Source organism: Fibrella aestuarina BUZ 2 (assembly GCF_000331105.1).
GTDB classification, from domain to species: Bacteria; Bacteroidota; Bacteroidia; order Cytophagales; family Spirosomataceae; genus Fibrella; species Fibrella aestuarina.
Map to the genome: position 1 here is coordinate 3,598,873 of NC_020054.1, position 24,615 is coordinate 3,623,487.

The following is a 24,615-nucleotide window of genomic DNA, read 5'->3' on the forward strand; positions in this document are numbered from 1 at the left end:
CAGGTTAGGTTAATAAGCGATTTCGCAGATGCGCTTCACCCGATCGCGTGACCGCTTCAGGCGCATCTTGACGGCGCTGTCGTTCAGGTTGAGGCGATTCCCGATCTGCCGAACATCCAGGCCGTCCTGGTATTTGAGGCGCAGAATGGCGGCATCCTGATCCGAAATGCTTTTCATGGCCCGCCCCAGTTGTTGCAGGGATGGCTCGAGGCTCTCGGCCGAGTCGTCGGTGTGGTGAAACATACCGTATTCGGTCATTTCATCCATACGGGTGGTCGGAATCCGTTTGGCCAGCCGTAGCTGATCCAGGCAATAGTTATAGGCAATGGCGTAGAGCCAGGTAGAGAAGGTAGAACGGCCCTGAAAACGATCGAGGCGGGCAAACATGCGGATGAAAATATCGTGGGTAAAATCGTGGGCAAGGTCCGCATCTTTTGTCATCGACAAACACCGACGGTATACCTTTTGCATGTAACGATTATACAGGATTTCGAAGCAATAATTTGGGCGAAGGGTGAAGTACTGCTGGATAACCTCTTCGTCAGATAATAAATGTTTCATAACTTGTTCGTTGATGGCAACGCCTTCACTTTAGGGTTAAGTCATTAGCTGCGGATGACGTGACAAAAGTGTGTTACCTTCACGCATTCATATGAATGTATTCGATGAACTGCATATTTTGTCCGTTTTTTGGGAGCGTCTGCCGGATAGCGATGGCCGACTGGGTTCCGAATCAGCGCGGGCAGGCAGCGACCAGCGTTAGTCTTTCACCTCATTTTTGAATGAAAGGATTTGTTTTTACGGAGTTTCTGGAGATGGTCGAAGAGGCACACGGCTACGAGTTAGTCGATAAGCTGCTGCTGGAAAGCCATCTGCCGTCAGGAGGGAACTACACCTCGGTTGGTACCTACGACCATGCCGAGATGATCGCGCTGGTCAACAAGCTGAGCGAGCACCTCAACCTGCCCACAGGCCAGTTACTACGTACCTACGGCCGGTACATGTTCGGCTCGTTCAAGCGGGACTATGGCCTGTTTATCGACAAGGCCGATTCGGCATTCAGTCTGCTCAGTTCCATTCAGCAGTACATTCACGTGGAAGTACGAAAGCTGTATCCCGACGCTGAGTTACCCCATTTTACCATTACACAACCTGCCCCCGACCGTCTGGTCATGCATTATGAATCAGAGCGTAAACTGGCCGATTTCGCCCACGGCCTGATCGAAGGCTGTCTGGCCCATTTTGGCGAAGAGGCTGTTGTGACTGAGTCCAGACGGGCTGCTGATGGCAGCGACGTGATTTTTGAGATTACCAAGAAAAGAAACGAGTAAACGGTTCGTAGCAACAGGTACAGGCAGGTATGGAGAATATTGGTATGCTGAAACGGCGATTGGCCCGCGAACGGGCTGCCCGGCGCGAAGCAGAACGGTTGCTGGAAGTAAAGGCACTGGCGCTCTACGAGGCCAACCAGCAGCTACAGCACCTGAATGAAAATCTTGAGCAGCAGATTCGGGCCAAGCTGGAAGAGCAGCGCGCCAACGAACTGCACCACCGGCAACTGATTGAGTCGGTACAGGACCTCATTTTCAAAGTGTCGCCGGCGGGGCGGTTTACGTTTGTGAGTTCGGCCGCCGAAAAAATGCTCGGCTATTCCGAAGCCGAATGCATTGGCATGCGCGCTACGGATCTGGTGCAGCTAAGCCACCGGCAGGCCATGGTCGAGTATTATACCGACATGATTGCCCAGCAGCGGGAGAGTAGCTATGACGAATTTCCAATAACCACCAAAGATGGCCGCACCATCTGGATCGGGCAGTCGGTACGGCTGGTGGCCGAAGCCGGGCAAGTCGTGGAGATGGTGGCCGTTGCGCGCGATATCACCGACCGGAAACTGGCCGAAGTGGTACTGAAAACCACCCAGGTACGTTTGTCGACGCTCATCACCAGCCTGCAATCGGGGGTGTTGGTGGTCGACGAGCAGGGCCGGATTCTGCTCATTAACCAGCTTTTCTGCGACATTTTCAGCCTTGATCTGCAGCCCGATCAACTGACGGGGCAAGACTCAGGTACGTTGTCGGAAGCCTCGATGCGGGCCGTTGAGAACCCCGAAGACTTTCTTGTACAAACCCGGTTTCTGCTGAGTCAGCGGCAAACGTCGGTGGGGGAGGTGATCAACCTCAAAAACGGCCGGATTCTGGAGCGCGACTACATTCCGCTGTTCCTGAATGAGCAGTATCTGGGGCATCTCTGGCAATACACCGACGTCACCGAGAAGCACACCGCCCGCGAGCAGATTCGCCGCAGCGAAGAGAAGTACCGGGGCATCATGAACAACATGGAGCTCGGCCTGCTCGAGGTAAACAACGAGCAGATTGTCGTGCGGGTCTACGAGCGGTGCTGCCAGATGCTGGGCTACCGTGAAGATGAACTGCTGGGGCAGCACCTGTCTGACCTGCTGGTTCCCAAAGAGTTCCGGGAGGTGATCGACCGGCAGCAGCAGCAACGGCTGCGCGGCGTAGGGGGGTCGTACGAGCTTCAGTTGCTTAAAAAAGACGGCTCCCGCATTTGGGTGCTGGTGAGCGGCGTGCCCATCTACGACGAAGAAAGTCGATTGGTGGGGTCGATGGCCATTTACTACGACCTGACCGAACGCAAGCTGCTGGAAACGGAGCTGGCCAACGCCAAGCAGGTTGCCGAGGATGCCCGGCAGGCCGAGAAGCAATTTCTGGCTAACATGAGCCACGAAATTCGGACGCCCCTCAACGCCATCATCGGCATGTCGCACCTGCTGTTCGATACGCAGCCGACCTCGCAGCAGCGCGAATACATTGATATCCTGAAAACGTCGGCCGACTTTCTGCACGGTCTGATTTCGAACCTGCTCGACATGACCAAGATCGAGGCGGGGCGCGTGGAAGTAAACCCCCGTCCGTTTGATCTGGCTGGCCTGCTGCGTTCTACGCAGAAGGTGTTCGAGATGAAGCTTCAGGATCGGCCTATCCAGTTCCACATTATGCTGGATGCCCGCATCAGTGGCAATTTCATGGGCGATGAGGTGATGCTGAACCAGATTCTGACCAACCTGGTCGGCAATGCCGAGAAGTTCACCGAGGTGGGCAGCATTCAGCTGACGGTACGGATCCGGCACGAAGACGCCAACAATATCTGGGTGGAGTTTGCCGTGGCCGATACCGGCATCGGGATTCCCGCCGAGAAAATCGGGTTGGTCTTCCAGAAGTTCAAGCAGGTTAACCCGCAGGGCCATAAGCACAAAGGCACGGGGCTGGGGCTGGCCATCACGAAGGAACTGGTCGATCTGCTGGGCGGCACCATCAACGTAGAGAGCCGCGCCGGGCACGGCAGCACGTTCACGTTTGTGTTACCTTTCCCGAAAATTATGGCGCCCCTGAACGCCAACCTGATCGACGCGCCGCCGCCCGCCAGCGTTAAGCCGGAGGTGGGGCACGTGCTGGTCGTGGAGGATAACCTGATGAACCAGAAGTATATCGGTAGCCTGCTGCACAAGTGGCAGGTTCGGTACACCCTGGCTTCGGATGGGCGACAGGCCGTGATGGAGGCCCGCCGCCAGCGGTTCGACCTCATTCTGATGGATATTCAGATGCCGGTGATGAACGGCTACGAAGCCACCGTAGCTATTCGGAACACGCACAACCCCAACCAGCATGCCCCCATCGTGGCGCTCACGGCCTCGGCCATGCTCGACCACAAGAACGTGGCGCTGGAAGCGGGTATGACCGATTTCCTGACCAAGCCCTTTGATCCCGGTCAGCTGATGTTGCTGTTGCGGCAGTATCCGCACAGTGAACCCGGCGAACAAGGCGGTTTCCAACTGGATCGTAACCGGCTGACCGAATTGTATGGCGATGACCGGATCGCGGCCGCCGAAATGTTCAATACGTTCTTGACCAGTATCGTGCCCGACCTGTTGCAACTACCCGGACTCTGCCGCCAGCAAAATTGGCCTGAGCTGGTGCGACAGGCCCACAAACTAAAACCAACCCTGGGTATGGTGGGCCTCACCCGGCTCGAAAACACCATGCACCGCCTGGAGAAAGCCTCCCGGCACGCAGCCGACCCCGACCTGGTGAATGTATACTGCCAGGAAGTGGTCACGGCGCTGCAAGAGGCGATTCCCCTTTTAGAAGATGAAGTTCAGCTACTTAACGAGACCTAACCTATGCGTTTGAGTTGTATCATAGTTGAAGACGAAATCATGTCTCGAAAGCAGCTACAGCGGCTTTGCGAGGAACATGGCAGCTTAGACGTATTGTCCGCTTTCGACAACGCCACCAGCGCGTTGGATTTCCTCACCGAACAAGCTGTCGACCTGATCTGGCTCGACGTGGAAATGCCGGGCCTGACGGGCTTCGGCCTGATTGAACAGTTGCCGGCGATGCCGTATGTGGTGCTAACGACCAGCAAGACAGAATACGCCTTTGAGGCATTCCAGCATCAGGTGACCGATTACCTCAAAAAACCCGTAACCCGCCCCCGCTTTAACCTGGCCGTTGAAAAGGTGCTCGAACTGAAAGCGCGGGAGAAAGCCAATGCCCCCGTCGCCAATGAACGAAAAGAGATCTACGTAAAAACGGAAGGCCGTTACATTCGCCTGCCCTTCGATGCGATCGATTACATCGAAAACACGGGGGATTACGTGAAAATCGTTACCAACGGCCAGACCCACATCGTCTACGCCACCATGAAGTACATGGAGGAAAAACTAGGCGAGCAGTTCCTGCGGGTTCACCGCTCCTTCATCGTGCATCTGGATAAAATCGTTGATATCGAGGAGAATACGCTCGTGGTGAAGCAGAAAGTAATCCCCATCAGCCGGGCCAACAAACCGGAGTTGATGAACCGGCTTAATTTGCTGTAACGCGTTCTGCGTGTAAAGTTTGAGGTGTAAAGTTGGCCGATGCAAGCAACATATGCGTCGGCCAACTTTACACCTCAAACTTTAAATGCGAAACTTAACTTTGCGCCGTAACGAACGTGTTTAAGAGTCAACATGGAATACCGCATAGAGAAAGACACGATGGGACAGGTGCAGGTGCCTGCTCACGTGTATTGGGGTGCCCAAACCCAACGCTCCATTGAAAACTTCAAAATCGCGCAGGACATCAACAAAATGCCGCGCGAGATTATTCAGGCCTTTGCGTACCTGAAAAAAGCCGCCGCCCTGACCAACCTCGACGCGGGTGTGCTCTCCCAGGAGAAATGCGACCTGATCGGGCGCGTTTGCGATGAACTGCTGGCGGGCGAACTCGCCGATCAGTTTCCGCTGGTGGTCTGGCAGACGGGCTCCGGCACGCAGAGCAACATGAACGTCAACGAGGTGGTGGCCTACCGGGCGCACGTGCTCAACGGCGGCTCGCTCACCGACGAAAAGAAGGCGCTGCACCCCAACGACGACGTAAACAAGTCGCAGAGCAGCAACGACACCTTCCCGACGGCCATGCACATTGCGGCCTACAAAATCCTGCTCGACGTCACGATTCCCGGCATCAAGAAACTGCGCGATACGCTCGACGCTAAAGCGAAGGAATTTATGCACGTGGTGAAGATCGGACGTACTCACTTCATGGACGCGACACCGCTGACGGTAGGGCAGGAGTTTTCCGGGTACGTGTCGCAGCTCGACCACAGCCTGCGGGCGATCAACAACTCGTTGGCGCACCTGAGCGAACTGGCGCTGGGGGGTACGGCGGTGGGTACGGGCATCAACACGCCCCCTAACTATGCCGAAAACGTAGCCAAACACATCGCCAGCCTGACGGGACTCCCCTTCGTTACGGCCGAAAACAAGTTTGAAGCCCTGGCCGCCCACGATGCCATTGTGGAGGCCCATGGTGCACTGAAAACGGTAGCCGCCAGCCTGATGAAAATCGGCAACGACATCCGCATGTTGTCGAGTGGTCCACGGGCGGGTATTGGTGAGCTGTTTATCCCTGACAATGAGCCAGGCAGCAGCATCATGCCGGGTAAGGTCAACCCCACGCAGTGCGAAGCCATGACGATGGTGGCCGCGCAGGTGATGGGTAACGACGTCGCCATCAACATCGGCGGCATGACCGGCCACTTCGAGCTGAACGTGTTCAAGCCGGTGATGATCTATAACTTCCTGCACTCGGCCCGCCTCATCGGCGACGTTTGTGTGTCGTTCAACGACAAATGTGCGGTAGGGATCGAACCGATTCGGGCCAATATCGACAAGCACGTGCAGAATTCGCTTATGCTGGTAACGGCGCTGAACACGAAGATCGGTTATTACAAAGCGGCCGAGATTGCGCAGACCGCCCACAAAAACGGCTCGACGCTCAAAGAAACGGCCGTGCAATTGGGTTACCTCACCCCCGAAGAATTCGATCAGTGGGTGATTCCCGGCGACATGGTAGGTACGTTGCCGGCCTAACATAGCCAATCTAATTTCAATGGAGTGCTGATGCGAAGTTCATGGCTTCGCATCAGCACTTTTTTATGGTATTAGGGCCGCGGAAATAAAAAAAGGATATATTGGTTACATGCTCAAGGGTGAAAAGCGATATTTTTGTAGGATAGGATAACGTATACGGGCGGTACAGGCTGAAGCGAAAAGAGTATGAATGCGAGTTTATTGGGCGTAATTGGTTGTATATGGAGTGTAGCCGTGCACACAGCCACTGCCCAGACTAAGGCAGTTGACCCGCCTGGAGGCCAGGTAGAATACCGTGACAAAGGGTTGTATTTTGAAAAAATCGTCTACGCTGATAAGCCAAGGACCTATTTTACGATCAATACGTACCTGAAAGACAGCACATTATACAGTATCGAAACGTATAAATATGTTGAACGAGAAGGGCCAACTGGGTTTTCGGAATATGGAACAGTCCGGCATGGCATGACAAAAATTCTGTATCCAGATGGGCGCCTGCATGTGGTCCGTAACTATAAAAAAGGCCGTCTGGACGGACCGTTTATCGTGCATTATCCGTCGGGCGTAATCAAACGAAAAGAATTCTATCGGCGGGGCGAATTGCAGAAGGGTACGTGCTATGATTCAGTAGGCGTACCTACGTCGTATGAACCGTTTCTCAAGCCACCCACGCCGACGGCGAGCTTGAATCAGCTCCGGGTGTATTTGGAAGAACGACGATTGCCCATTTTCAACCGATACACCATGCAGGGGCTGGTGCAACTGGCAATCAATCAGGCGGGCGAAGTTGCCACGACGACGTGCCACTTAACCAAGAGAGACCCACTGATTGCCAGACAAGTTAAGGACGTAATCAGCGCAATGCCGCGTTGGGACGAACAGAAGCCGAACTGGAATCCAGGCACCGTGGATGGCACGCCTATGGCCTCAGAATGGGTGATACAGATTTATAAACAAGATAATGGGCTGAAAATGGTGCTGCCCGTCCCTGACTGATTGGTTTGCATGCCTACAAGTGCCAACCTATGGATTGTAGGTAGCCAAGCTCGATAGAGGGGCCATTTTACACGTACGCCACTCCTACTAAATTCGATCTTACCAGTCGTTAGCTAACTAGCCAGATCCCGTTGTTCGCAACAGGATGCCCTTAGGCCAGAACAGGACAGATTTATGTAATTTCCCTGAAAATCAGGGTATTACGAAAACAGGCGCCGATACACTTGTCAGTTGTCTTCCGTTGTCGAGTTCAACCGTTATCGTAAAACGATGCCGGACTATCTGATCCGGGGCTACCTGTAGTTGCAAGATGATGCGGTCATTGGCAAAGCGTGCAGCTGTCGCTAAATAATTGGTTACCGATTGGGTATATGCACCATCGTACGGAAAAATGTGGATGAATGGGGCCAGGTTTGTACCCGCAGGTAGGCCCGCGCTGTATGGCTGGTCGCTAGTGATGGTCATAGCTTTCAGTTTATCCAATGGACTATTGACAGGATCGCAGGCCATCAAACTACTGCCCCCCGCTGTTACCTGACTAACAAAGATTGGCTTGGCCAACAGTTGTAACTCAAGCTTCTGATAGGGTATCGTATCATTGGCCGATACCCGGCTAACCGTTGATTGGTCGGGACGTGTTTTCTCGTTACGGAATAAATCAAGTTGATAGGTATCAATACGATACGAAGAGCCGCGGCAACCGTCCCCGCAGCCGATGAGGCCCGTCAACAGGGCGGGACCAAGTGCGAGCATCATGAAAAGGACAACGCGCTTCATAAGCTGATAGTATGTTTAAAGTACACCCGGTTAGGACCTCGTCACGTTCCTAACCGTTGTAACCTGCGACTGTATTTAGGGCACGATTTTTTGATAAGACAGATAATATAGCCTGTATGAAATAACAATCATTGATGAATTGATTCTTCAAAAAAAGCCCGGCCCCTTCACTATCGATGATTTTGCACGAATCACTGCTGGTAAAAGGGCCGGGTTTCCTTACTCTGCTAGTTCAAACATCGCTTCGATTTCAACGGAGATGTTGCCGGGCAGCGAGCCCATCCCGACGGCGGAACGTACCCCGACGCCGTTTTCTTCGCCCCAGATCTGTAGGAAAAGCTCGCTACAGCCGTTGATGACTTTGGGGTGTTCGCCAAACTCGGGTACGGCATTCACCATGCCCAGTACTTTTACCACGCGTTTGATGCGGTTGAGGCTGCCGAGCGCCGCCTTGAGCGTAGCCAGAATGGCCAGGCCCGTTTGCTGCGCGGCCGCTTTTCCGAAGTCCATGTCCACGTCGGAACCCACGCGACCGGTCATCAGACTGTCGTCGGGCATGTACGGGCCATGCCCCGATACGTAAATGAAATTGCCGACGATCAGGCAGGGTTTGTAGACGCCCTTGGGTGCTGGAGCAGGTGGAAGCTGGAGGCCGAGGGCCGCGAAATTTTCGTCTGGAGTAGTCATAATGCGTTTGACGGTTGTGGTGTAAAGTTGGTTGGTGTGTACGGGCTACTAATCGATGGCTGCTAAAACCCGCTTTACCATGCCATCCAGGGCTTTATTGTCGATCCAGCGGACCACCATCACCAGGTCATGTTCGGCGTCGACGTAGACCATGTTGGTGCCATTGCCGAGGTGGTAAAAACTGCTGGCCGGCGCCGAGGGAAGCAGCTTGCGATCGGTATTCAGGAAGTAGTTCATGTAGCCGTAAGTGGGTTGGGCCGGTGTCGGTGTCGTGGCCTGCGCGATCCACTGCGCCGACAGCAGCTGCCGGCCGTTCCAGTTGCCTTTGTGTAGGGTGAGCAAGCCAAAACGGGCCATGTCGTAGGCGTTGATGAACAGTCCGCCGCCCCAATGCCCGCCGCCACTCACCGACTGTACCGGTTGCCCGTCGAGCACAATCCAGGCGTTGCGGTAGCCCGTCCAGCGCCAAGTGGTCGACGCGCCGATGGGGTCCATGATTTGCTCTTTCAACACCTGCGGCAGCGGTTTTCGCCAGACGCTGGTTGCTGCCAGGGCGAGCGCATTAACGCGCACGTCGTTATACTCGTAAACCGTGCCAGGTACGTTGCGCGGACGGTTGAGCCACTTGGCCGGGTCGGGGTCGGGGCGGTCGGCCCAGTCGGGTTTGCCCCAGAGCGTACCTTCCCAATCGCTGGTCTGGCGGAGCATGTGGTCCCAGGTAAGCGTGCGGTTGTGAGGCGTCTCGAAGGGCGTAAGCAACTCGGGCTGGCCGAAGTCGTCGGCGGGCCGCGCTACCGGTTGGCCGTACAGTTCAATGGGCGGCACGTACGGGGCTACGGTGTCGGTTACGCTGCGGATCAGCCCCCGATCGACGGCCAACCCGACGACCGTTGAGAGAAAACTCTTGGTCACGCTATGGGTGATGTCGCAGCGGTGTGGTTCGCCCCATTCCGCCACGATATAGCCTTTGTACACGATCACGCCCGACGGCTCGCCCCGGTCGGCAAAGGGGCCAATCGCGTAGCCGTAAGGCTCTTTACCAAACGTCTGGTAGTGCGACTGCTCCATGCTGCGCGGGTTTTTGATCTCGTTGGCCCGATGGAACGCGATTGCCTCCTGAATGGCGCCGGTGCTCAGCCCCAGTTGGGAGGGAAGCTTATGCTGCCAGACCTGCGCCGTGGGGAAATAGGGGGTTTCTTTCTGGGCTGTTTTGCGCTGGGCGACCGCTAGCGTCACGCAGGTCAGCCCCAACAGCAGCGTTGTGTTGATGGTAGCGGGTAAGGTCATAACTCGAAGCATTAGTCGGTAGCCGGGCTTTCAGTGCGCCACGTCCTGCACCGTAAAGGTATGGCTGGCGGTCGTAAAGCGGCCATCGGCGGTGAGGGCCTGCACCACTACCAGATAACGCCCCGCCTGATCCGACGTGTAAAACGTGAGGCCCGCTTTCCCGGCCGCCTGCGTGGTTACCTGCGGGTTCCAATAGAGCAATTGCCGGAGATCGGGAAGGCGGCTGGCCTGCTGCGCGGCGGTGCTGTAGCTGGGGGCGGCAAATTCGCGGCGGGCCTGAAGGCCATCGTAGTCGAGCACCACCGCTTTGGGGTCGAGACGATAACCCGCCAGATCCTGCTTGTAGGAGTTGAGGCTCAGCACGCCCGAATAAGCCAGTGGTCCCAGAAAGTAGCGGCTCGTCATGACGTCGATGGTCCGGAATTTGAGCGGGCTAATGGCCATAAGCTGATCGGTATCGAAAACAGGTACCCCGTCGATCAGCATCAGCGGTGGCTCGTCGAAAAAGGCTTTGCCGGGCAGGTTGTTGGCCCGTAACGCGAACCGTCCGCCTGATAGTCGTTTCACCGCTATCCCCGGTACGTATTCGCTGAACACTTCTTCCATCGTCTGAAACCGCGTGTAGGCGTCCAGCCGGTAGTGTTCGTCGGGGCGGCCGTAGAAGGTGCTGCTGTCGGCTGCCGGGAGGGGCGGCGTTGTAGCAAAATAATGATTCTGAACCTGCATGGCCAGGCTGCGGGTCGTCAGGGCGTCGCGCATGGTGGGGGGCAGGTCGAATAGGGGTAGGGATGAGGCCGTCGCCGGTTCAGCATAGGGACTGAGTAGGTCAACCCGGTAGCTGCTATCTACTTGTGCGGGTTGTAGCACCAGTTCGTGCGGCCCCACCAGTTGGGGTAGTTCATACCGAACGTACCCAGCCGCATCGCTGCGGCGACTATAGAGGCGGCTCCCCTGGCCCGGCACCGAGAGGTAAGCCGGTACGTCGGCAGCGGGTTGGCCGGTGCGGGCGTTCAACACCCGCCCCCGGACGGTCAAGCCTCGTGACTCGGGTAGGATGGGGATGGCACTGGGTGTCGGGTTCAGCACGTTGTCCCACCGGAAACGGCGCCAGCCGTGGGTCAGCATCAGGTTGTTGCGGGCCAGATCGGCGTCGGGGCCGGACTGCGTCAGGTAGTAAGCCGGGTTCTCGACCGCACCCCGCAGGTCGGAGGCGAGCCAGAGGTACTCTGGCAGGTTGACCGGATCGAGTGGGGCGAGCGAATCGAGTTGAAACACCGCAACCGACGCATCGGCTGTAGCGGTGGTGCCACTGGGCAGGCTGGTGGCGAGCGTCAGGGCCACGGGCGTGCGCGCGGCGTAGGTGCTTTTGTCGGTGGTTAGCCGGGCCGTGAGGCTGGCGCTAGGCTGGCGGAACCAGAGCCGTTCACAAACGGGCTGCCCCGCGGCCGTGAACACAGTAAGGTGCGACACGCCTTCGCCCAACTGCTGCACGGGCACCGTGAACGTGGCCTGTCCATCGCGCAGCACCTGCCGATCACTCACCCCAATCACCTGCCGCGTGTGGCCGAGCAGATACACCTCGGCGTTGGTCTGGCCAGGTACGTTGCTCCGTACCGTAACCTGAAGCTGCTCGTTCGGCCCCGCTTCGACCTGCATGGTATACCCTTCTGGCGTGACGGCCGGCGTGATGGGCCGAACCACACTGCGCCCCCGCACATCCGTGAGCCGGAGGCGGTAGGTGGTGTTGGCCGTGGGTGTCAGCCGGAACGTACCGATCCCGAATCGATGCGTGGTAAACCGGGCCACGGTGTCGTTGGTCTGCGTCAGCACAACGCCCCGATAGGCCGCGCCGCGCCCCGTCTTGAGGTCGGTAGCCTGCACCGCCACGGTGGCTGGCAGGCCTGCCACCAGTTGCCCACCTTCGGGGTAGCTCTGCACCGACCAGGAGAGGGTATCCGCCGGGAGTGGCAGCTCGGGTTTACGAAACGGGTTGACGAGGGTAATGACCTTTTCGAAGAAAAAATCGGGGCTGGTTCCCCGCATCCACTGGGTATAGGCCCGCAACACATACGTACCCGACGGCATCGACACGGGCAGCGCCATGGCCCCGTTGCCGCCTTTGTCGCCCAGCGCAACGGTATGTTGAAGCACCGCCCGCTGGTCAGTATTGATCAGCTCGATATAGGCTACCTTGCTTACTGACAGGGGTTGGTGCGCCGACCCATCGACGTAGAACAGCCGGAACCAGAGGGTTTCGCCGGGCAGGTAAACCGACTGATCGGTGTGCACATATAGTTTCTCCTGAAGGTGTTGTTTCCGGTACGTGTCGAACCGCGCCTGGATCTGCGGCAGGGGTTGCGCCAAGACCGACCGGATGGTGAGACACAGGCCCAGCCAACCCAGGTAGTTACGGTGATTCAGGAAAACGTGCAGCATGGTCGAAATAGGGTACGTTGGGTATGTGGCTAAACAGGACTAAGGCCAGTAGGCCGGTTTGACAATGGTGCCCCGATCCCGGCAATCGGTACAGGCCACCCCCGTGGCGATGTAGCTGCCTTCGCTGCCCGGCACGGGGGCAACCACCGCGTAGCCGCCCACCTGCCCCAGAAAATTGGCCAGGGGCTGGCGTGGTTTGGGAATGGTGTCGAGAAAACAGCCTTCATAACCCGTGCGAACCAGATCAAGCGAGAGCGCAGCGGGGCGGTCGATGAAGACGCGGCGCTCTTCAATCGTGCGGCCTTCCAGAAAGCCCAGCACCGGCTCGGTGGGGTTGGTCAGGCAGGTGAAATTGCCCCCCACCTGCGACGGGAGCGGATCGAAGAGGCTACCCAGTTGCTCGGTCGTTTTTTGCAGGTTGTCCCAGTACGCGTAGGCTTCGGGCGATAGCGCAAACTGCCGCACCAGCAGGCTATAGCGGATGGCCAGTTTGGGCGAACTGCCCGGAATGAAGAGCAGCGGCGCCCGCTGCACGACATCCTGCGACAGCCGGGCCGTGGAGCCCAGCAGAATGCGGGTCGACGCTTCGGTGCGCCAGCAGTGGTTCAGGTCGGGGCCTTCTCGCTGTACCACTTTATTGTTCACAAAGGCGTAGGGTGACTGATAAGGCGTGCGGAATTCGAAGGTGTCTTCGTAGTTCCAGCGATAATAGCGCGTCTTATTGGCCGGGTCGTGGGTGTTGACGTAAATCTGCAACCCGTTGTTTTCGACGGACCAACTGATGCTATCGATTTTCGGCGTGGGCTGAATGGTGATGAGCTCCGACTGGTACTCGCTGCCCCCCGTCGTTTTGATCCGTACCCGGTACGTCTTGCCCTGCACCAGCGAGGTGGACTCGAGGGCGTAGGTGCCCTGCCCTCGTTCGGTGAAGGCGTAGGTAGCCCCGTCGGTGGCCTCGACCCGGATCGTCGCCTTGAGTTCGGGCGACGGGGTGCGGGGCTCTTCCAGGTTTTGCGTGCGCGACAGCTTGATTACGCTGACGCCGTTGGTCAGCGCCCCGTCGACCACCAGATAGCGGTTCGGGGCCGTAATCTCGGGCGGCCGGTAGGGGTCTACGCAGCTGTCGAGCAGGATCGGTAGGAACAGGGCCAGCAGGCGGCAGGCATCCCAGGTAAGGCGCATATCAGAAGCGAAAGTTGTAGGTCAGCGTTGGAATGGGCTGGCCAAAGATGGAAAGTTGATACCCCCGGATGCGCCCGTTTGCCGACGTGAAATAAACCGAATAGGCGTTGCGACGGCCCGTCAGGTTATACACGCCCAGCGTCCAGGAGCTGTGCGCCAGCTTCCTGATTTTGTGGTTGCCTTCGATGTTCAGCGACAGGTCGGTGCGGAAATAGTCGGGAATACGATACTGATTGCGTTCCGAATAAAAGACCCGCTCGGTGCCGTCGATCACGTACCGGGCCAGTGGGAGCGTAATGGGCCGGCCGGTGCTGTAGGTGGCATTGACCGAGATGCTCAGCCGCCGGTTGATCTTGTAATTGCCAATCAGCGTGACGTCGTGGGGTTTATCGTAGCTGCTCGGGTAATAGCTGCCGTTGTTGACCGATTCGGCCGTGTAGGGCGTCACAGTGCGCAGGAGCGAGCGGGCGTAGGTGTAGCTGAGCCAGCCGTTGAGTTTGCCGCTTTGCTTTTTGAGCATCACCTCCACACCATAAGCCACCCCCTCAGCGCTTACCAGATCGGTTTCCAGGTGTTGGTTGAGCAGCAACGTACCCCCGCTCCGGAAATCGAGCTGGTTTTGCAGGGTGCGGTAATACCCCTCCACCGACAGCTCGATGGTGCTGGCCCGCAGGTTCTGGTAAAACCCAAGCGAATACTGATCGCCCACCTGCGGTTTCAGGTACGTGTCGCTCAGCTTGTAGATATCGAGCGGCGAAACGGCTACGGTATTCGACAGCATGTGCAGGTACTGGCGCATGCGGTTGTAGCTGGCTTTCACCGACAGGTTATCGGTGATCAGGTAGCGCACGCCCAGCCGGTATTCGAGCCCCCCGTTGGTGGATACCGTACTTCCCGCCCCATACTGGAGCGTGTCGGTGATGGTGCGTTCGGTGCGGGCCTGGTTGGGGGCGTAGGTAAAGACGCGGCTTGGGCCAAGGTTCATGAACAGCGAATAGCGCAGCCCCCCGTTGATCGACAGCCGGGGCGTCACGTCGAAACGGTCGTTGATGTACACCGCGTTTTCGAGGCCCTGTTCGTTGGGTACCACCGACGGCTGAATGAGCGAGGCCTCGCCGGTGGGTTGCAGGTTGCCGGGCCGCAGGCTGTAGTGCGTGGTGCCAATACCGAAATCGACCACGTGACTGGGATTCGGGAAGTAGGCAAAGTCGATCTTAGCCGCACTCTGCCGAATGTCGAACCCGAAGCGGAAACCCTCCGTCGGCTTTTTGTCGCTCGACACGCCGTAGTTGTAGCGGCTGTAGGTGCCCGTCGTGACCGCGTACAGCTTGTTGGAAAAGACGTGCTTCCATTTGGCCGAAACAACCTGGTTCTGATAGGTATACAGGCTGTCGCCGCCAATTTTGAACTGATCGCGGCTGAGGTAGGCAGTCAGGTAAAAGCTGTTTTTGTCGCTGGCTTCGTGCGTAATGCCCAGATTCACGTCGTAAAAAGCGGCCTGGCCGTTGTTATAGGTGCCGTTGGGCAATTGGCGCAGCAGCCAGTCGGAATAGGTAGTGCGCCCGCCAATCAGAATGGACGTTTTGTCGGTTACCAGTGGTCCTTCGAGCGTAAGCCGCCCCGTGACGGGACCAACGCCACCCGCGCCGACCCATTTTTTCTTGTTGCCGTCGCGGGTCGTGATGTCGAGTACCGACGACAGCCGACCCCCAAACCGGGCCGGAATGGCACTTTTATACAGATCGACACTTTTGATGATGTCGGGGTTGAAGGCTGAAAAGAAACCGAACAGGTGCGACGGGTTGTAGATGGTGGCGTCGTTGAACAGGATGAGGTTTTGCCCCGCCGAGCCGCCCCGCACGTTGAACCCAACGGTGCCTTCGCCCACCGATTTAACGCCCGGCAGGGTCAGCACCACCCGGATGAGATCCGCTTCGCCCAACACGGTGGGTACCTGTTTAATGGTCTTGATGTCGAGCCGTTCGGAGCCCATCTGGGTGCTGGCTACGTTTACGTCTTTGCGGGAGTTGATAGTCACCTCGCGCAGGGGCACCACGACCTCGTCCATGTCGAGGTCGAGCTTGCCATCGCTCCAGATCACGACCTGCCGCTTCGTGTCGAGCAGGCCAATGCTCCGAAACGTCAGCTCGTGTCGGCCACGCGGCATGGGCAGGCTATAGTAGCCGTAGGCGTCCGTGACCACGCCCGTGCGCGGTTTGTCGAGCATGACCGTTACGCCCACGGCCGGTTCTCCCGTGGTGGCGTTGCGGATCCGTCCCGCCAGGGTGGCATTGCCCCCGCGTCCGGCGTTGGCCCGCTGCCCAATCTCCACGACTCGCGTTTCCAGGGATAACCGGGCTTTGTCGCGAACGGCCCCAAATTCGACCGCCACCGTGTCGCCCGGCCCATTCCCCGCCCCCCGATCAAAGTAATTAGGCGGTAGTTCAGTGCGGATGGCCTGGTCGGCCGTGATGAATACGCGCTGTTTCTGGTCGATGGCAAAGCGCAGGTTCGTACCCGCCAACACCTGATTGAGTACGGGCGCCAGCGGCTGATTGGTCGCCTGCACACGTACCTGAAGGCTGTCGACGTCGCGGCGGGCGTAGAAAAACCGGTAGGGCGTCTGGGCCTCCACCTGCTTCACAAACTGCTCAAAAGGCACACCGGCAAACGATCCGCTGACCGTGGGCTGGGTCTGGGCACAGGCCCAGCCACTCACCCCCAGGTAAACGACGACAAGAAAGAGACGGTAGAGGTTGGTCATTGGGGCTTGTTTAGTTCGTCGTAACGTTGAGCCAGTGCCTGTAGGGCTAGTTCCGGGTCTTCCTTGAAACGAGCCTTCTGCTCGCGGGCATAGGCCGTTAGTTCTTTCCGCCGATCGGCCAGTAGTTTCACCAGCGCTTTTCGGGAGCCTACTTTTACATACTCACCCTGTCGGTAGACGTAGTAGGTGGTGGTCAGCAGGTATTCGCCGAAGTTGTTCGGCACGGAGCCAATCAGGATTTTCTTCGTGTGGCGCGCCAGCAGGCGGGAGGGACCGTCGTAGAGCAGATCGTAATAACCGGCGGGCAGGCGCGATTGGGTGGTGTCGGTGAGCCGGATGAAGGTGTGGTTCAGCAGGTGAAACGACTGAATGGTTTCGCCGCGGGGCACCATCCAGTACCCCGCCCGGTGGTCGGCTACCAGCGCATCATCGACCAGATCGTAATGGATTGGCAATGTATAGGACTTGCCACCTGCCTCAACGCGGCCTCGGACGGCGCTGTCGGTGCCAAAGTAAGCGTGACCCCGTAGCCGCCGGTCGTGGCTAATGTACTGAACGCCATTAAAGAGCCCGTCCGTAGTGGAGTCGGCCCGCTCCGCCCGTTGCAGGGCAAACTGAATGGCGTCGTGGCGGAAGGCCGTGTCGGGGCGGGCCGTCTGTCCAAAACCAGGAATAAGCTGTTGAGTAAGGCAACACAGAAAAAAGAGGAAGCGCATAGTGGTCCAAATACCGAAACAACGGGCGCTAAAACAAGTAAAACCCCGCCGGATTTACTCGGCGGGGTTAACAAAGTTGCCATTTGCGTAAACGTTGCGCTGTGGAGCGTGTACTCAATCGGATTTGACTCCGTACAGGCACGTACCTGAAGTTGGGTTGGTGGGGTTTCGGGCCGCAGCTACCGGACGCCGGAACCCTTCGTCTTGTGCAGGACAATCGGTACGCAGATTTGGGTTGGACAATCACAGGTGGCCGGGAACAAGGTCACGGTAACGTCGGTAAAACAACCGCCGCTGTTGGTAACCCGAACGGTATACGCCTGCGCCGTTACCGGATTGGGCAGGGTGGTCGCGATCAGGCCGTTGGCCGGAATCAGCTGGGGAGCGCCTGAGAGTACATTGGCGGCGTCGAACGTAGCCCCAGCCGAATATTGAAACGTGTGGGTCGTATCGAACCCGCTCAGCACAAGCCGCCCGTTTGCCTGAACACTATTGCCGATGCAGGTGGCTGCAATGGTAATTGCCTGAAAGACAGGTGCGGTGTCAGCTTCAACGATAAACGGACAGCACGAAAAGTTGGGGCACTGGCTACCGGCTTGGTCGATACCGAGGCTGTACGAACCTGGCTCACTGACGATCAGTTCATTCGTGGTTTGGCCCGCAATCAGTACCCCGTCTTTAAACCAGCGGTAACTGGCGCTGCCCGCTGGCACCGAAAGCAAATACCGGTCGCCCGCGCAAAGCTTAACCGGTACCGACGTACACACCCGAACGGTATCGCCCGGAATAAACGCGGTGTTGTACAGAATGCCGGGCTGGTCGGCGGTAGCCTGGAAGGTAAGGCTCAGACTCTGCCCGGCCGCTAGGGTCGCAATGAGCCAGCTGCTGATTGGTGAGCCGGGGGTAAACGTGGTACCGGCGGGTACCGTGGCGGAATTGGGTACGTAGGTGAGGCCCGCAGTGGTCGAATCGCGGACCAGCACGTTGCTGGCCGGGCCATTCCCCGTATTAGACAGCACAAGGGTATACGTGAGGGTGTTGCCCTGCCGGATGACCGAGCGATCGACCGATAGGCTGAGCGTCAGGCTGGGGGCCACCACAACGTACCCGGCGTTGACCGTTGTGTTGCCCGGCGCCAGGGTCAATGGGCCCGAAACGCCGCCCGACGGGGCCGTGACCGAATAACCGGTTGGCGTGGTGAAGCTCAGCGAGTAGACACCGCCAGCAGTGAGGCCGCTGAAACTGTAAACGCCGGCTGCGTTGGTCGTGGTCGATTCCACGGCGGTACCGCTGCTATTGAGCAACGAGACCACGACCCCGGCAAGTGGTGGTTCGCTTCCGTCCCGAACCCCGTTTGCGTTGCTGTCGGTGTAGGTAAGGCCGCTCAGACTGGCCGGCGATGAAGGAGCCGACGTGCAGGAGGCCGGGGCGGTGTAGGTAACACTGGCCGAGCTACAGCCCGGACCGGTTACCACGACGGTGCGCGAACCCATTCCCGACAGCAGGGCTGGCAGACCAAACGCAACGGACGATTGCCCCGTCGCGACCGAAACCGTGGTCGTGCTGCTGCCGTCGGTGATGGTGAACGTACCTGCCACGGCGGCTGTGAGCGACAGGGTGCCTGTCAGGTCGTAGGTATTCGTGGCTGTATTGCAGGTGGGTTGCGAGGTTATGGCCACCGATACGCCTGTAGCGTAGTTGGTTACGCTATTATCGCTGATGGAAATAGCCCCGGCAACGGATAGGGCCCTGCCCTCAAGGGTAGCCCCTGCCAGCAGGCTGATGGCACCGTTGGCCAGAATAGTCCCCCTGAACAGAGAGCCAACGCCGAGGTCAACCGCACCATTGACCTGAAAATAAACGTCATTGAGACAAGCTCCATTCGTCAGCGTAATGGTTGAACCCGTGTTGGTTGTCAGCGCGCTGTTGAGTTTAATAATGTACGTACCTGGCCCATTCAGCGTCAGCGTACCGTTGATCGACGAGGGCGAGGCGGTAGGCTGGCAGTAGATGCCCGGCGTCAGCACCTGCCCGTTGCCCAGCGTTGCCCCGATGACCGTGCCGCAGCCAAGCGCCGCTACCGAAGCATAGGCGGCCGTAATGTCGGTGGCTGCCTGATTGGCCTGCGTGCTACCCGGCAGCCGTATTTGTCCAACCACCGACCCCGGCGGGAAGGCGGTAAACGAACCCACGTTCGTGCCCACATCGCCGATCACGGTGGCGGCACCTGTGCTGGAAAAAGCGCCGTTGGCCGTAAAAAGCGCAAACGTCGACGCCGTGCCCAGGTTGGGTGCCTGCCCAAACCCGAGTGCGGGCAACACCAGCAGGAGCGCATGCGTGAGAAGCGAGCGTAGTTCTTTCTTCATGATTGCAGAAATTGGTAAGCAGGACGCCTACTGTAATACGGTTAACTGGCTAGTGACTGAGTACCGGCTTCATGCAGAACGCAAGCGTTTTGCTTGTATACACCAGCCTAAATGAGCCTGGGTTGGGCCTGTATCAACGTGAAAAAGGAACTGAAGAAAGAAAGGAAGACCACCAAAATGAGGTGCCAAAAACAAGGTGCCAGCAAAGAAGAAACTAGTGGCGTACAGGGAAATAGCCTAGTAATGCTATGTATAATGTAACCTCTACAAAAGTCAGGCCGCAATTGATTTACAGTTAAGAATGATGCGTAAACGTTGTTTAGGCTTATAAATTCTGATAGAATCTTATGGGTAACGAATCCTTTTCTATGTGTACAACAGGTAAAAAGTATTGTGCCAAAGAACCCGCGCCGATAGCCTTATCAGCCTGACGCGGCCGCTCATGCCGCCGGGCTCAACTAAACTGCTGGCATTGGGTATGGGTAAATACAGGCACCAAACAGAGACACGAGCAGCGGCCGAATCAGAATGATGGCATAAATCGCCGCTGACCGGCTAGCGGAAGGCGTTGTCACAAAAAAAGCCTGCCCCGCTAGCGGAACAGGCCTTTCTGGTAACTGTAAAAAGTAAGGTTATGTCGTGTACTCAAACTGGCTCAGGCCCAACACCTGCCCCGTATGCTGACGTACCTGCTGAAGCAGGGCCGCATCCTTGGCCAGCGACTGCCCAAAGCTCGGGATCATCTCCCGGAATTTGGCCTGCCAGGCTTCGGTTTGCATCTGTTCGGGGAAGCATTTGTTGAGCAGATCGATCATGATCGAAACGGCGGTTGACGCACCCGGCGAAGCCCCCAGCAGGGCCGCGATGCTGCCATCGGCGGCATTCACTACTTCGGTACCGAATTCGAGCACACCACCTTCTTCATCGTCTTTCTTGATGACCTGCACCCGTTGCCCGGCTACTTCCAGTTCCCAATCGCCCATCTGAGCGTCGGGGAAATACTCGCGCAGGGCCGCCAGCCGGTCGTCGGGTGATTGCATCACCTGCTGAATCAGGTAGCGGGTCAAGGCCAGGTTGTGCATCCCGGCCATCAGCATCGGCGCGAGGTTGCTCATCTGAATCGACTTGGGCAGATCGGCATACGACCCGTTCTTCAGGAACTTGGTCGAGAAACCGGCATACGGCCCAAACAGCAGTTCCTGTTTCCCGTCGATCATGCGCGTGTCGAGGTGCGGCACCGACATTGGCGGCGCCCCCACCGACGCTTTGCCGTAGACTTTGGCGTGGTGCTGATCGATGATTGCCCGGTTGGTGCAACGCAGCCACTGCCCGCTGACGGGGAAGCCACCGTAGCCCTTGCTTTCGGGAATATTTGATTTTTCGAGTAGCCGCAGCGAACCGCCACCGGCACCGATAAAGACAAAATTGGCGTGCACGTCGCGCTCGGCCCCGGTCGTCACGTTTTCGACGCGGATCTTCCAGCCACCCAGCGTTTTCGACCGCCAGATTTCGCTCACATCGTGCGCAAAGTGCATCGACACGCCCGGCATTTCTTCCAGCCGCCGGAACATCGCCCGCGTGAGCGCCCCGAAGTTTACGTCGGTGCCAATCTCCATGCGGGTTGCCGCCACGGGCTGCGCCGGATCGCGGTGCTGCATCACCAACGGCGTCCATTCGGCAATCTGCGCGGGATTTTCGCTGTACTGCATGCCCGCAAACAGGTGCGACTGTTGCATGGCCTCGTAGCGGCGGCGCAGGTAACTGACGTTGTCATCGCCCCAGACAAAGCTCATGTGCGGAATCTGACGGATGAAGTTGGGGGCATCTTTCAGAAAACCTTCCTCGACCAGATGCGCCCAAAACTGCTTCGACTGCTCGAACGACTCGGCGATTTTCACCGCCTTCGAGGTTTCGATGGTGCCGTCCTGCCGTTCGGGTGTGTAATTGAGTTCGCAAAAAGCCGAGTGGCCCGTGCCTGCGTTGTTCCAGGCGTCGGAGCTTTCTGCGGCGGCCTGATCGAGCCGCTCATAAATTTGGATGGTAATGTTGGGGTTAAGCTCTTTCAGCATTACCCCCAGGGTGGCACTCATGATACCCGCCCCGATTAAAATGACGTCAGAAGATTGAACGTGAGCGTCTTTACGTTTTCCCATGCGATTAGTTGACCGGCCGTGGCCCGTCAGCATAAAGACCAAAATCAGGGTCGGCTTGTTCCTAAAAAAAGCAGTTTCTGCGGATTTCATTTCCCGATAGCAACCTGTCGAGAAGAAGTTGGACGATGGGCAGGTTTGCCCTTTAAAAGCAACGGGAAATGGACCTAACAGCGTCGCTGCTGTTACCACAAGCTCGTCAGCGTATTGCAGTAGGCTTGCCAGCCCACGGTGGTTGTGGGCTTGATCAGGTACGTTAGGCAACCGCGCCGGTACGCTGCGCGGATATCGTCCTGATCGTTGGAGGCGCTGAGGATAATCACGGGAATACGGTTGAAGGGCGGCGGCAGTTGCTGAATGCCCAGCAGGGTGTGCCAGCCATCTTCGCGGCGGGGCAGGTACAGGTCGAGCAGAATGAGTTTGGGCATTGCCCAGGGCTGATGCGCATGCGACTCCAGGTAAACGAGCGCTTCGACGCCCGTAGCGGCCGGGATGACTTTCAGGTTGGGCAACCCCCGCCGGATAGCCTGATGCAACAGGGCGAGTTGATCGATATTATCGTCAATGAGCATAACCTGCGTCTGCCGGACGTCAGGCTTAGGGTGGAAACCAGGGTTATTGAGGGAAGGTGTCATTACGAAACTGGGTTGCTGGGTTTCGCAATTAAACTATGGGCTTTGTCTAGTAATACCAATAAATTAAGTGTACTGGCCAAAAAAATGATCGACTGGTACGTCTGTATCTAATTGATAGATTGGCTGTTGCTGCTTACATATTGGTTGGAATAGGCCCAGCCAAGTTTATCACATGGACCAGTTGAGCCAGTTGATCGTGAGGCCGTCGATGAGCAGGCAACCGACTTCGCCCCGAGTGTCGGCATAGTTGATCAGCGTATAGCGTCCGTAGGTGGTCGTGATGGGGTTATGGGCGTAAAACGGCTTGAACAGAAGGGGGTAAACCAGTTTGAACACGTCACCATCGCGCTCTGCCAGCAGCGTATTCCCGAGCCAGCGCAGTAGATAGAGCGGCCGGTCCTGGACAGAAAACATAGACCAGAGTTGAATGCCGTCATACCGAAAGCGGATATCGGATGGCGCGGGTGGGGGTGCTGTATTGCCCAGCGCATAGCCCGCCACCATATCGTTTTTATCGGCCAGGGTGGTTACGGGCAACGTATTTGGCGCGCTAATCTGTCTAAGGAATGCCCCACCAACGCCATGCCCGGAGCTGCTCAGGACCAGGTAGGTATCGCCTTCTTTCCGGATCGTGTTGGCCTCACTGCTACCGGTTAAGTGGACTTCGCGGCTCGCTTTGTCGTAAAAATAAAGCGTACCGCCCCACTCGCCGTGGCTCCGCCCGAAGACAATATAGCGGTCGTCTTCGGCGAGTTTGGGTTGCCGACCCATAGGTACGTTGTCGGCGTAGGGACGCCATTTGCCCTTGCTGTTCAGGGCGTAATAGCGGCCATTCGAGAAGCCAACCAACTGCCCGTTGAGCAGGCAGTGGTACTGGAAAGACTTCGTGTTGAGGCGCTTCTCATAGTCCCGGTCGCGCACCAGAGTGGGCAGCGTCAGGCAGATAAAGCCTACCGAATCGAAGAGACTCACCAGCCGGTTCTCATAAATAACTGAGTAGGAAGCGGCGTGGGCTCGATCAGCGCCGGTTTCGACCGTCGTCTGTTGGACGGTAAACGGTATGGGATTCGGACTAAGCTCAATCCGGTAACCCCGCCCTTCATACAGCACCGGTAGGCTTAGGCTGTCCTTTTGTCTTAATAGCCGCCTTGTCTCGGTGATTTCCTTGATGAGCGGCTCGAAATCGACGGATTGGGCTTTCACAGCGGGAGTCAGTAAACCGGTGATCAGGCAGATAGCCGTGGCGAACAGTAGCCCAAATGGTCTGGTTGGTAGCCTGTTTTGTAGCATCGAAATTGGCTAATTATAGATGGCTGGCGGTTTCGTTGAGGACGGTCGAAAAACCCAGTGCGAAGGAACGCCGGTGACGGAACCGGCCATTTTTGGCGACGGCCTCTTCCAGCAGAGCGTAGGCTTTGGCGGCGTCATCGGGGGTGGCGTATAGCGTCGCCCAGGCGTCGGTAGCGGAGAAGGGCGTGAGCGCAATTGCCCCGTAGTAAAAGTTGATGGGCAGGTTGACGATGCCCGGCTTGAACAGGATGATGTGGCTGTCGTGGATGGCTCGAAAAAAGAGCGCGTAAAAGGTCAGTGTATGCTTTACCCGTTGCCGAATCTGTTCGTCGGATTGGGGGGCGGCGGGCTTCCTGAAAATGGTGTTGGCCAGTTCGAGAAATCGGTTAGCGTCCTTACCCAGATTCAGCCGGTAGGCACGGTATTCCAGATCGACGGGTTTACCGTTGACCCGTTTGCCCAGCCGCATGGAAAACCCATTTGGTCTCAGGTCCAAATCGCGAAAGGTGCTGTCCCGAATAGACAGGTTTGTGCCCTGCACCAGGTAGCGGTCTCGGGTGTAGCGCCCGTAATAAATAGACTGGCAAAACCCCGTCGAGTCAAAATGCAGCAAGCCGTGGCCCAGGGTGGCGGCCAACTGCTGAATCGCGGCGTTTTCAGCATCGGTCATCCCGCGGGCTTTGTTATACACGTTGATGCGGGCCACATAGAACGTACCCAGTATTGATGACTGCGCTGCGCTGATGGCGGCACGCGATTGCTCGGTCGGTTCGCGCCAACAGCCTGTCAGCAGCAACAGCCCAAGAAGGCTCAACAGGCCAAGCGAGGCAGGTTTTGTGCGTCTGTTGCTCATAGGGATGATTGACCGATTCGATCCGAAACGGCCCGAAAAGGTA

At 57.4% G+C, this 24,615-nt stretch carries 18 protein-coding genes; 5 read left to right on the top strand and 13 right to left on the bottom strand.

The window, feature by feature from the left end:
- Positions 1–9 precede the first annotated feature (9 nt).
- Entirely contained in the window at positions 10–561 is a 552-nt protein-coding gene (locus FAES_RS14610; RefSeq protein ID WP_083891489.1) for an RNA polymerase sigma factor, read from the bottom strand.
- A 221-nt stretch (positions 562–782) separates the two neighbouring features.
- Here FAES_RS14610 and FAES_RS14615 point away from each other — a divergent pair, with 221 nt between their 5' ends.
- The 5 genes from FAES_RS14615 (at position 783) to FAES_RS14635 (ending at position 7,429) form a co-directional block, all read left to right on the top strand.
- On the top strand, positions 783–1,331 hold the full coding sequence (locus FAES_RS14615) for a heme NO-binding domain-containing protein (RefSeq protein ID WP_015332007.1): 549 nt from the start codon (positions 783–785) through the stop codon (positions 1,329–1,331).
- A 29-nt stretch (positions 1,332–1,360) separates the two neighbouring features.
- A complete protein-coding gene (locus FAES_RS14620) occupies positions 1,361–4,195 on the top strand; it encodes a PAS domain S-box protein (RefSeq protein ID WP_015332008.1) in 2,835 nt (944 codons plus the stop codon).
- Between the two features lie 3 nt (positions 4,196–4,198).
- Complete coding sequence (locus tag FAES_RS14625; RefSeq protein WP_015332009.1) at positions 4,199–4,897, top strand: LytR/AlgR family response regulator transcription factor; 699 nt, start codon at positions 4,199–4,201, stop codon at positions 4,895–4,897.
- Positions 4,898–5,029: 132 nt separating this feature from the next.
- Positions 5,030–6,433, top strand: a complete 1,404-nt coding sequence (gene fumC, locus FAES_RS14630) for a class II fumarate hydratase (RefSeq protein WP_015332010.1) — start codon at positions 5,030–5,032, stop codon at positions 6,431–6,433.
- A 186-nt stretch (positions 6,434–6,619) separates the two neighbouring features.
- Positions 6,620–7,429, top strand: a complete 810-nt coding sequence (locus FAES_RS14635) for a toxin-antitoxin system YwqK family antitoxin (protein ID WP_015332011.1) — start codon at positions 6,620–6,622, stop codon at positions 7,427–7,429.
- 192 nt (positions 7,430–7,621) lie between these two features.
- On the opposite strand, the gene FAES_RS14640 is transcribed toward FAES_RS14635, so the two are convergent.
- The 12 genes from FAES_RS14640 to FAES_RS14695 all read right to left on the bottom strand — a co-directional run bounded on the left by FAES_RS14640 (position 7,622) and on the right by FAES_RS14695 (position 24,572).
- Positions 7,622–8,206, bottom strand: coding sequence for a hypothetical protein (locus FAES_RS14640; protein ID WP_041257902.1), 585 nt, complete (start codon positions 8,204–8,206; stop codon positions 7,622–7,624).
- A gap of 219 nt (positions 8,207–8,425) precedes the next feature.
- Positions 8,426–8,893, bottom strand: coding sequence for a RidA family protein (locus FAES_RS14645; protein WP_015332012.1), 468 nt, complete (start codon positions 8,891–8,893; stop codon positions 8,426–8,428).
- Between the two features lie 48 nt (positions 8,894–8,941).
- Positions 8,942–10,180 (bottom strand): serine hydrolase domain-containing protein, encoded by a 1,239-nt coding sequence (locus FAES_RS14650; protein ID WP_041257903.1) that lies wholly within the window; start codon positions 10,178–10,180, stop codon positions 8,942–8,944.
- Between the two features lie 30 nt (positions 10,181–10,210).
- Entirely contained in the window at positions 10,211–12,616 is a 2,406-nt protein-coding gene (locus FAES_RS14655; protein ID WP_015332014.1) for an MG2 domain-containing protein, read from the bottom strand.
- Positions 12,617–12,655: 39 nt separating this feature from the next.
- Complete coding sequence (locus FAES_RS14660) at positions 12,656–13,798, bottom strand: DUF4249 domain-containing protein (protein WP_015332015.1); 1,143 nt, start codon at positions 13,796–13,798, stop codon at positions 12,656–12,658.
- Position 13,799: 1 nt separating this feature from the next.
- Entirely contained in the window at positions 13,800–16,562 is a 2,763-nt protein-coding gene (locus FAES_RS14665) for a TonB-dependent receptor (protein ID WP_015332016.1), read from the bottom strand.
- Positions 16,559–17,278, bottom strand: coding sequence for a hypothetical protein (locus tag FAES_RS14670; RefSeq protein ID WP_015332017.1), 720 nt, complete (start codon positions 17,276–17,278; stop codon positions 16,559–16,561). The genes FAES_RS14665 and FAES_RS14670 overlap by 4 nt, the downstream gene beginning before the upstream one ends.
- A 179-nt stretch (positions 17,279–17,457) precedes the next feature.
- Entirely contained in the window at positions 17,458–19,644 is a 2,187-nt protein-coding gene (locus tag FAES_RS29010; RefSeq protein WP_015332018.1) for an ice-binding family protein, read from the bottom strand.
- 632 nt (positions 19,645–20,276) lie between these two features.
- Positions 20,277–21,797: a malate:quinone oxidoreductase gene (locus tag FAES_RS14680; RefSeq protein ID WP_041258980.1), complete on the bottom strand. Its 1,521-nt coding sequence runs from the start codon at positions 21,795–21,797 to the stop codon at positions 20,277–20,279.
- Positions 21,798–21,979: 182 nt separating this feature from the next.
- Positions 21,980–22,429 (bottom strand): response regulator, encoded by a 450-nt coding sequence (locus FAES_RS29015; RefSeq protein ID WP_015332020.1) that lies wholly within the window; start codon positions 22,427–22,429, stop codon positions 21,980–21,982.
- Between the two features lie 168 nt (positions 22,430–22,597).
- The gene (locus FAES_RS14690; protein WP_148289370.1) at positions 22,598–23,632 is read right to left on the bottom strand and encodes a hypothetical protein; all 1,035 of its coding nucleotides are present in this window, start codon (positions 23,630–23,632) and stop codon (positions 22,598–22,600) included.
- A 100-nt stretch (positions 23,633–23,732) separates the two neighbouring features.
- Positions 23,733–24,572 (bottom strand): hypothetical protein, encoded by an 840-nt coding sequence (locus FAES_RS14695; protein ID WP_015332022.1) that lies wholly within the window; start codon positions 24,570–24,572, stop codon positions 23,733–23,735.
- Positions 24,573–24,615: the final 43 nt, after the last annotated feature.

Excerpts from the sequence above, each read along its gene's own strand:
- FAES_RS14610 (WP_083891489.1), bottom strand. The coding sequence starts at position 561 with ATGAAACATTTATTATCTGACGAAGAGGTTATCCAGCAGTACTTCACC.
- FAES_RS14640 (WP_041257902.1), bottom strand. The coding sequence starts at position 8,206 with ATGAAGCGCGTTGTCCTTTTCATGATGCTCGCACTTGGTCCCGCCCTG.
- FAES_RS14695 (WP_015332022.1), bottom strand. The coding sequence starts at position 24,572 with ATGAGCAACAGACGCACAAAACCTGCCTCGCTTGGCCTGTTGAGCCTT.
- FAES_RS14645 (WP_015332012.1), bottom strand. The coding sequence starts at position 8,893 with ATGACTACTCCAGACGAAAATTTCGCGGCCCTCGGCCTCCAGCTTCCA.
- FAES_RS14635 (WP_015332011.1), top strand. The coding sequence starts at position 6,620 with ATGAATGCGAGTTTATTGGGCGTAATTGGTTGTATATGGAGTGTAGCC.
- FAES_RS29010 (WP_015332018.1), bottom strand. The coding sequence starts at position 19,644 with ATGAAGAAAGAACTACGCTCGCTTCTCACGCATGCGCTCCTGCTGGTG.
- fumC (WP_015332010.1), top strand. The coding sequence starts at position 5,030 with ATGGAATACCGCATAGAGAAAGACACGATGGGACAGGTGCAGGTGCCT.
- FAES_RS14615 (WP_015332007.1), top strand. The coding sequence starts at position 783 with ATGAAAGGATTTGTTTTTACGGAGTTTCTGGAGATGGTCGAAGAGGCA.
- FAES_RS14655 (WP_015332014.1), bottom strand. The coding sequence starts at position 12,616 with ATGCTGCACGTTTTCCTGAATCACCGTAACTACCTGGGTTGGCTGGGC.
- FAES_RS14665 (WP_015332016.1), bottom strand. The coding sequence starts at position 16,562 with ATGACCAACCTCTACCGTCTCTTTCTTGTCGTCGTTTACCTGGGGGTG.
- FAES_RS29015 (WP_015332020.1), bottom strand. The coding sequence starts at position 22,429 with ATGACACCTTCCCTCAATAACCCTGGTTTCCACCCTAAGCCTGACGTC.
- FAES_RS14660 (WP_015332015.1), bottom strand. The coding sequence starts at position 13,798 with ATGCGCCTTACCTGGGATGCCTGCCGCCTGCTGGCCCTGTTCCTACCG.
- FAES_RS14680 (WP_041258980.1), bottom strand. The coding sequence starts at position 21,797 with ATGGGAAAACGTAAAGACGCTCACGTTCAATCTTCTGACGTCATTTTA.
- FAES_RS14625 (WP_015332009.1), top strand. The coding sequence starts at position 4,199 with ATGCGTTTGAGTTGTATCATAGTTGAAGACGAAATCATGTCTCGAAAG.
- FAES_RS14620 (WP_015332008.1), top strand. The coding sequence starts at position 1,361 with ATGGAGAATATTGGTATGCTGAAACGGCGATTGGCCCGCGAACGGGCT.
- FAES_RS14650 (WP_041257903.1), bottom strand. The coding sequence starts at position 10,180 with ATGACCTTACCCGCTACCATCAACACAACGCTGCTGTTGGGGCTGACC.
- FAES_RS14670 (WP_015332017.1), bottom strand. The coding sequence starts at position 17,278 with ATGCGCTTCCTCTTTTTTCTGTGTTGCCTTACTCAACAGCTTATTCCT.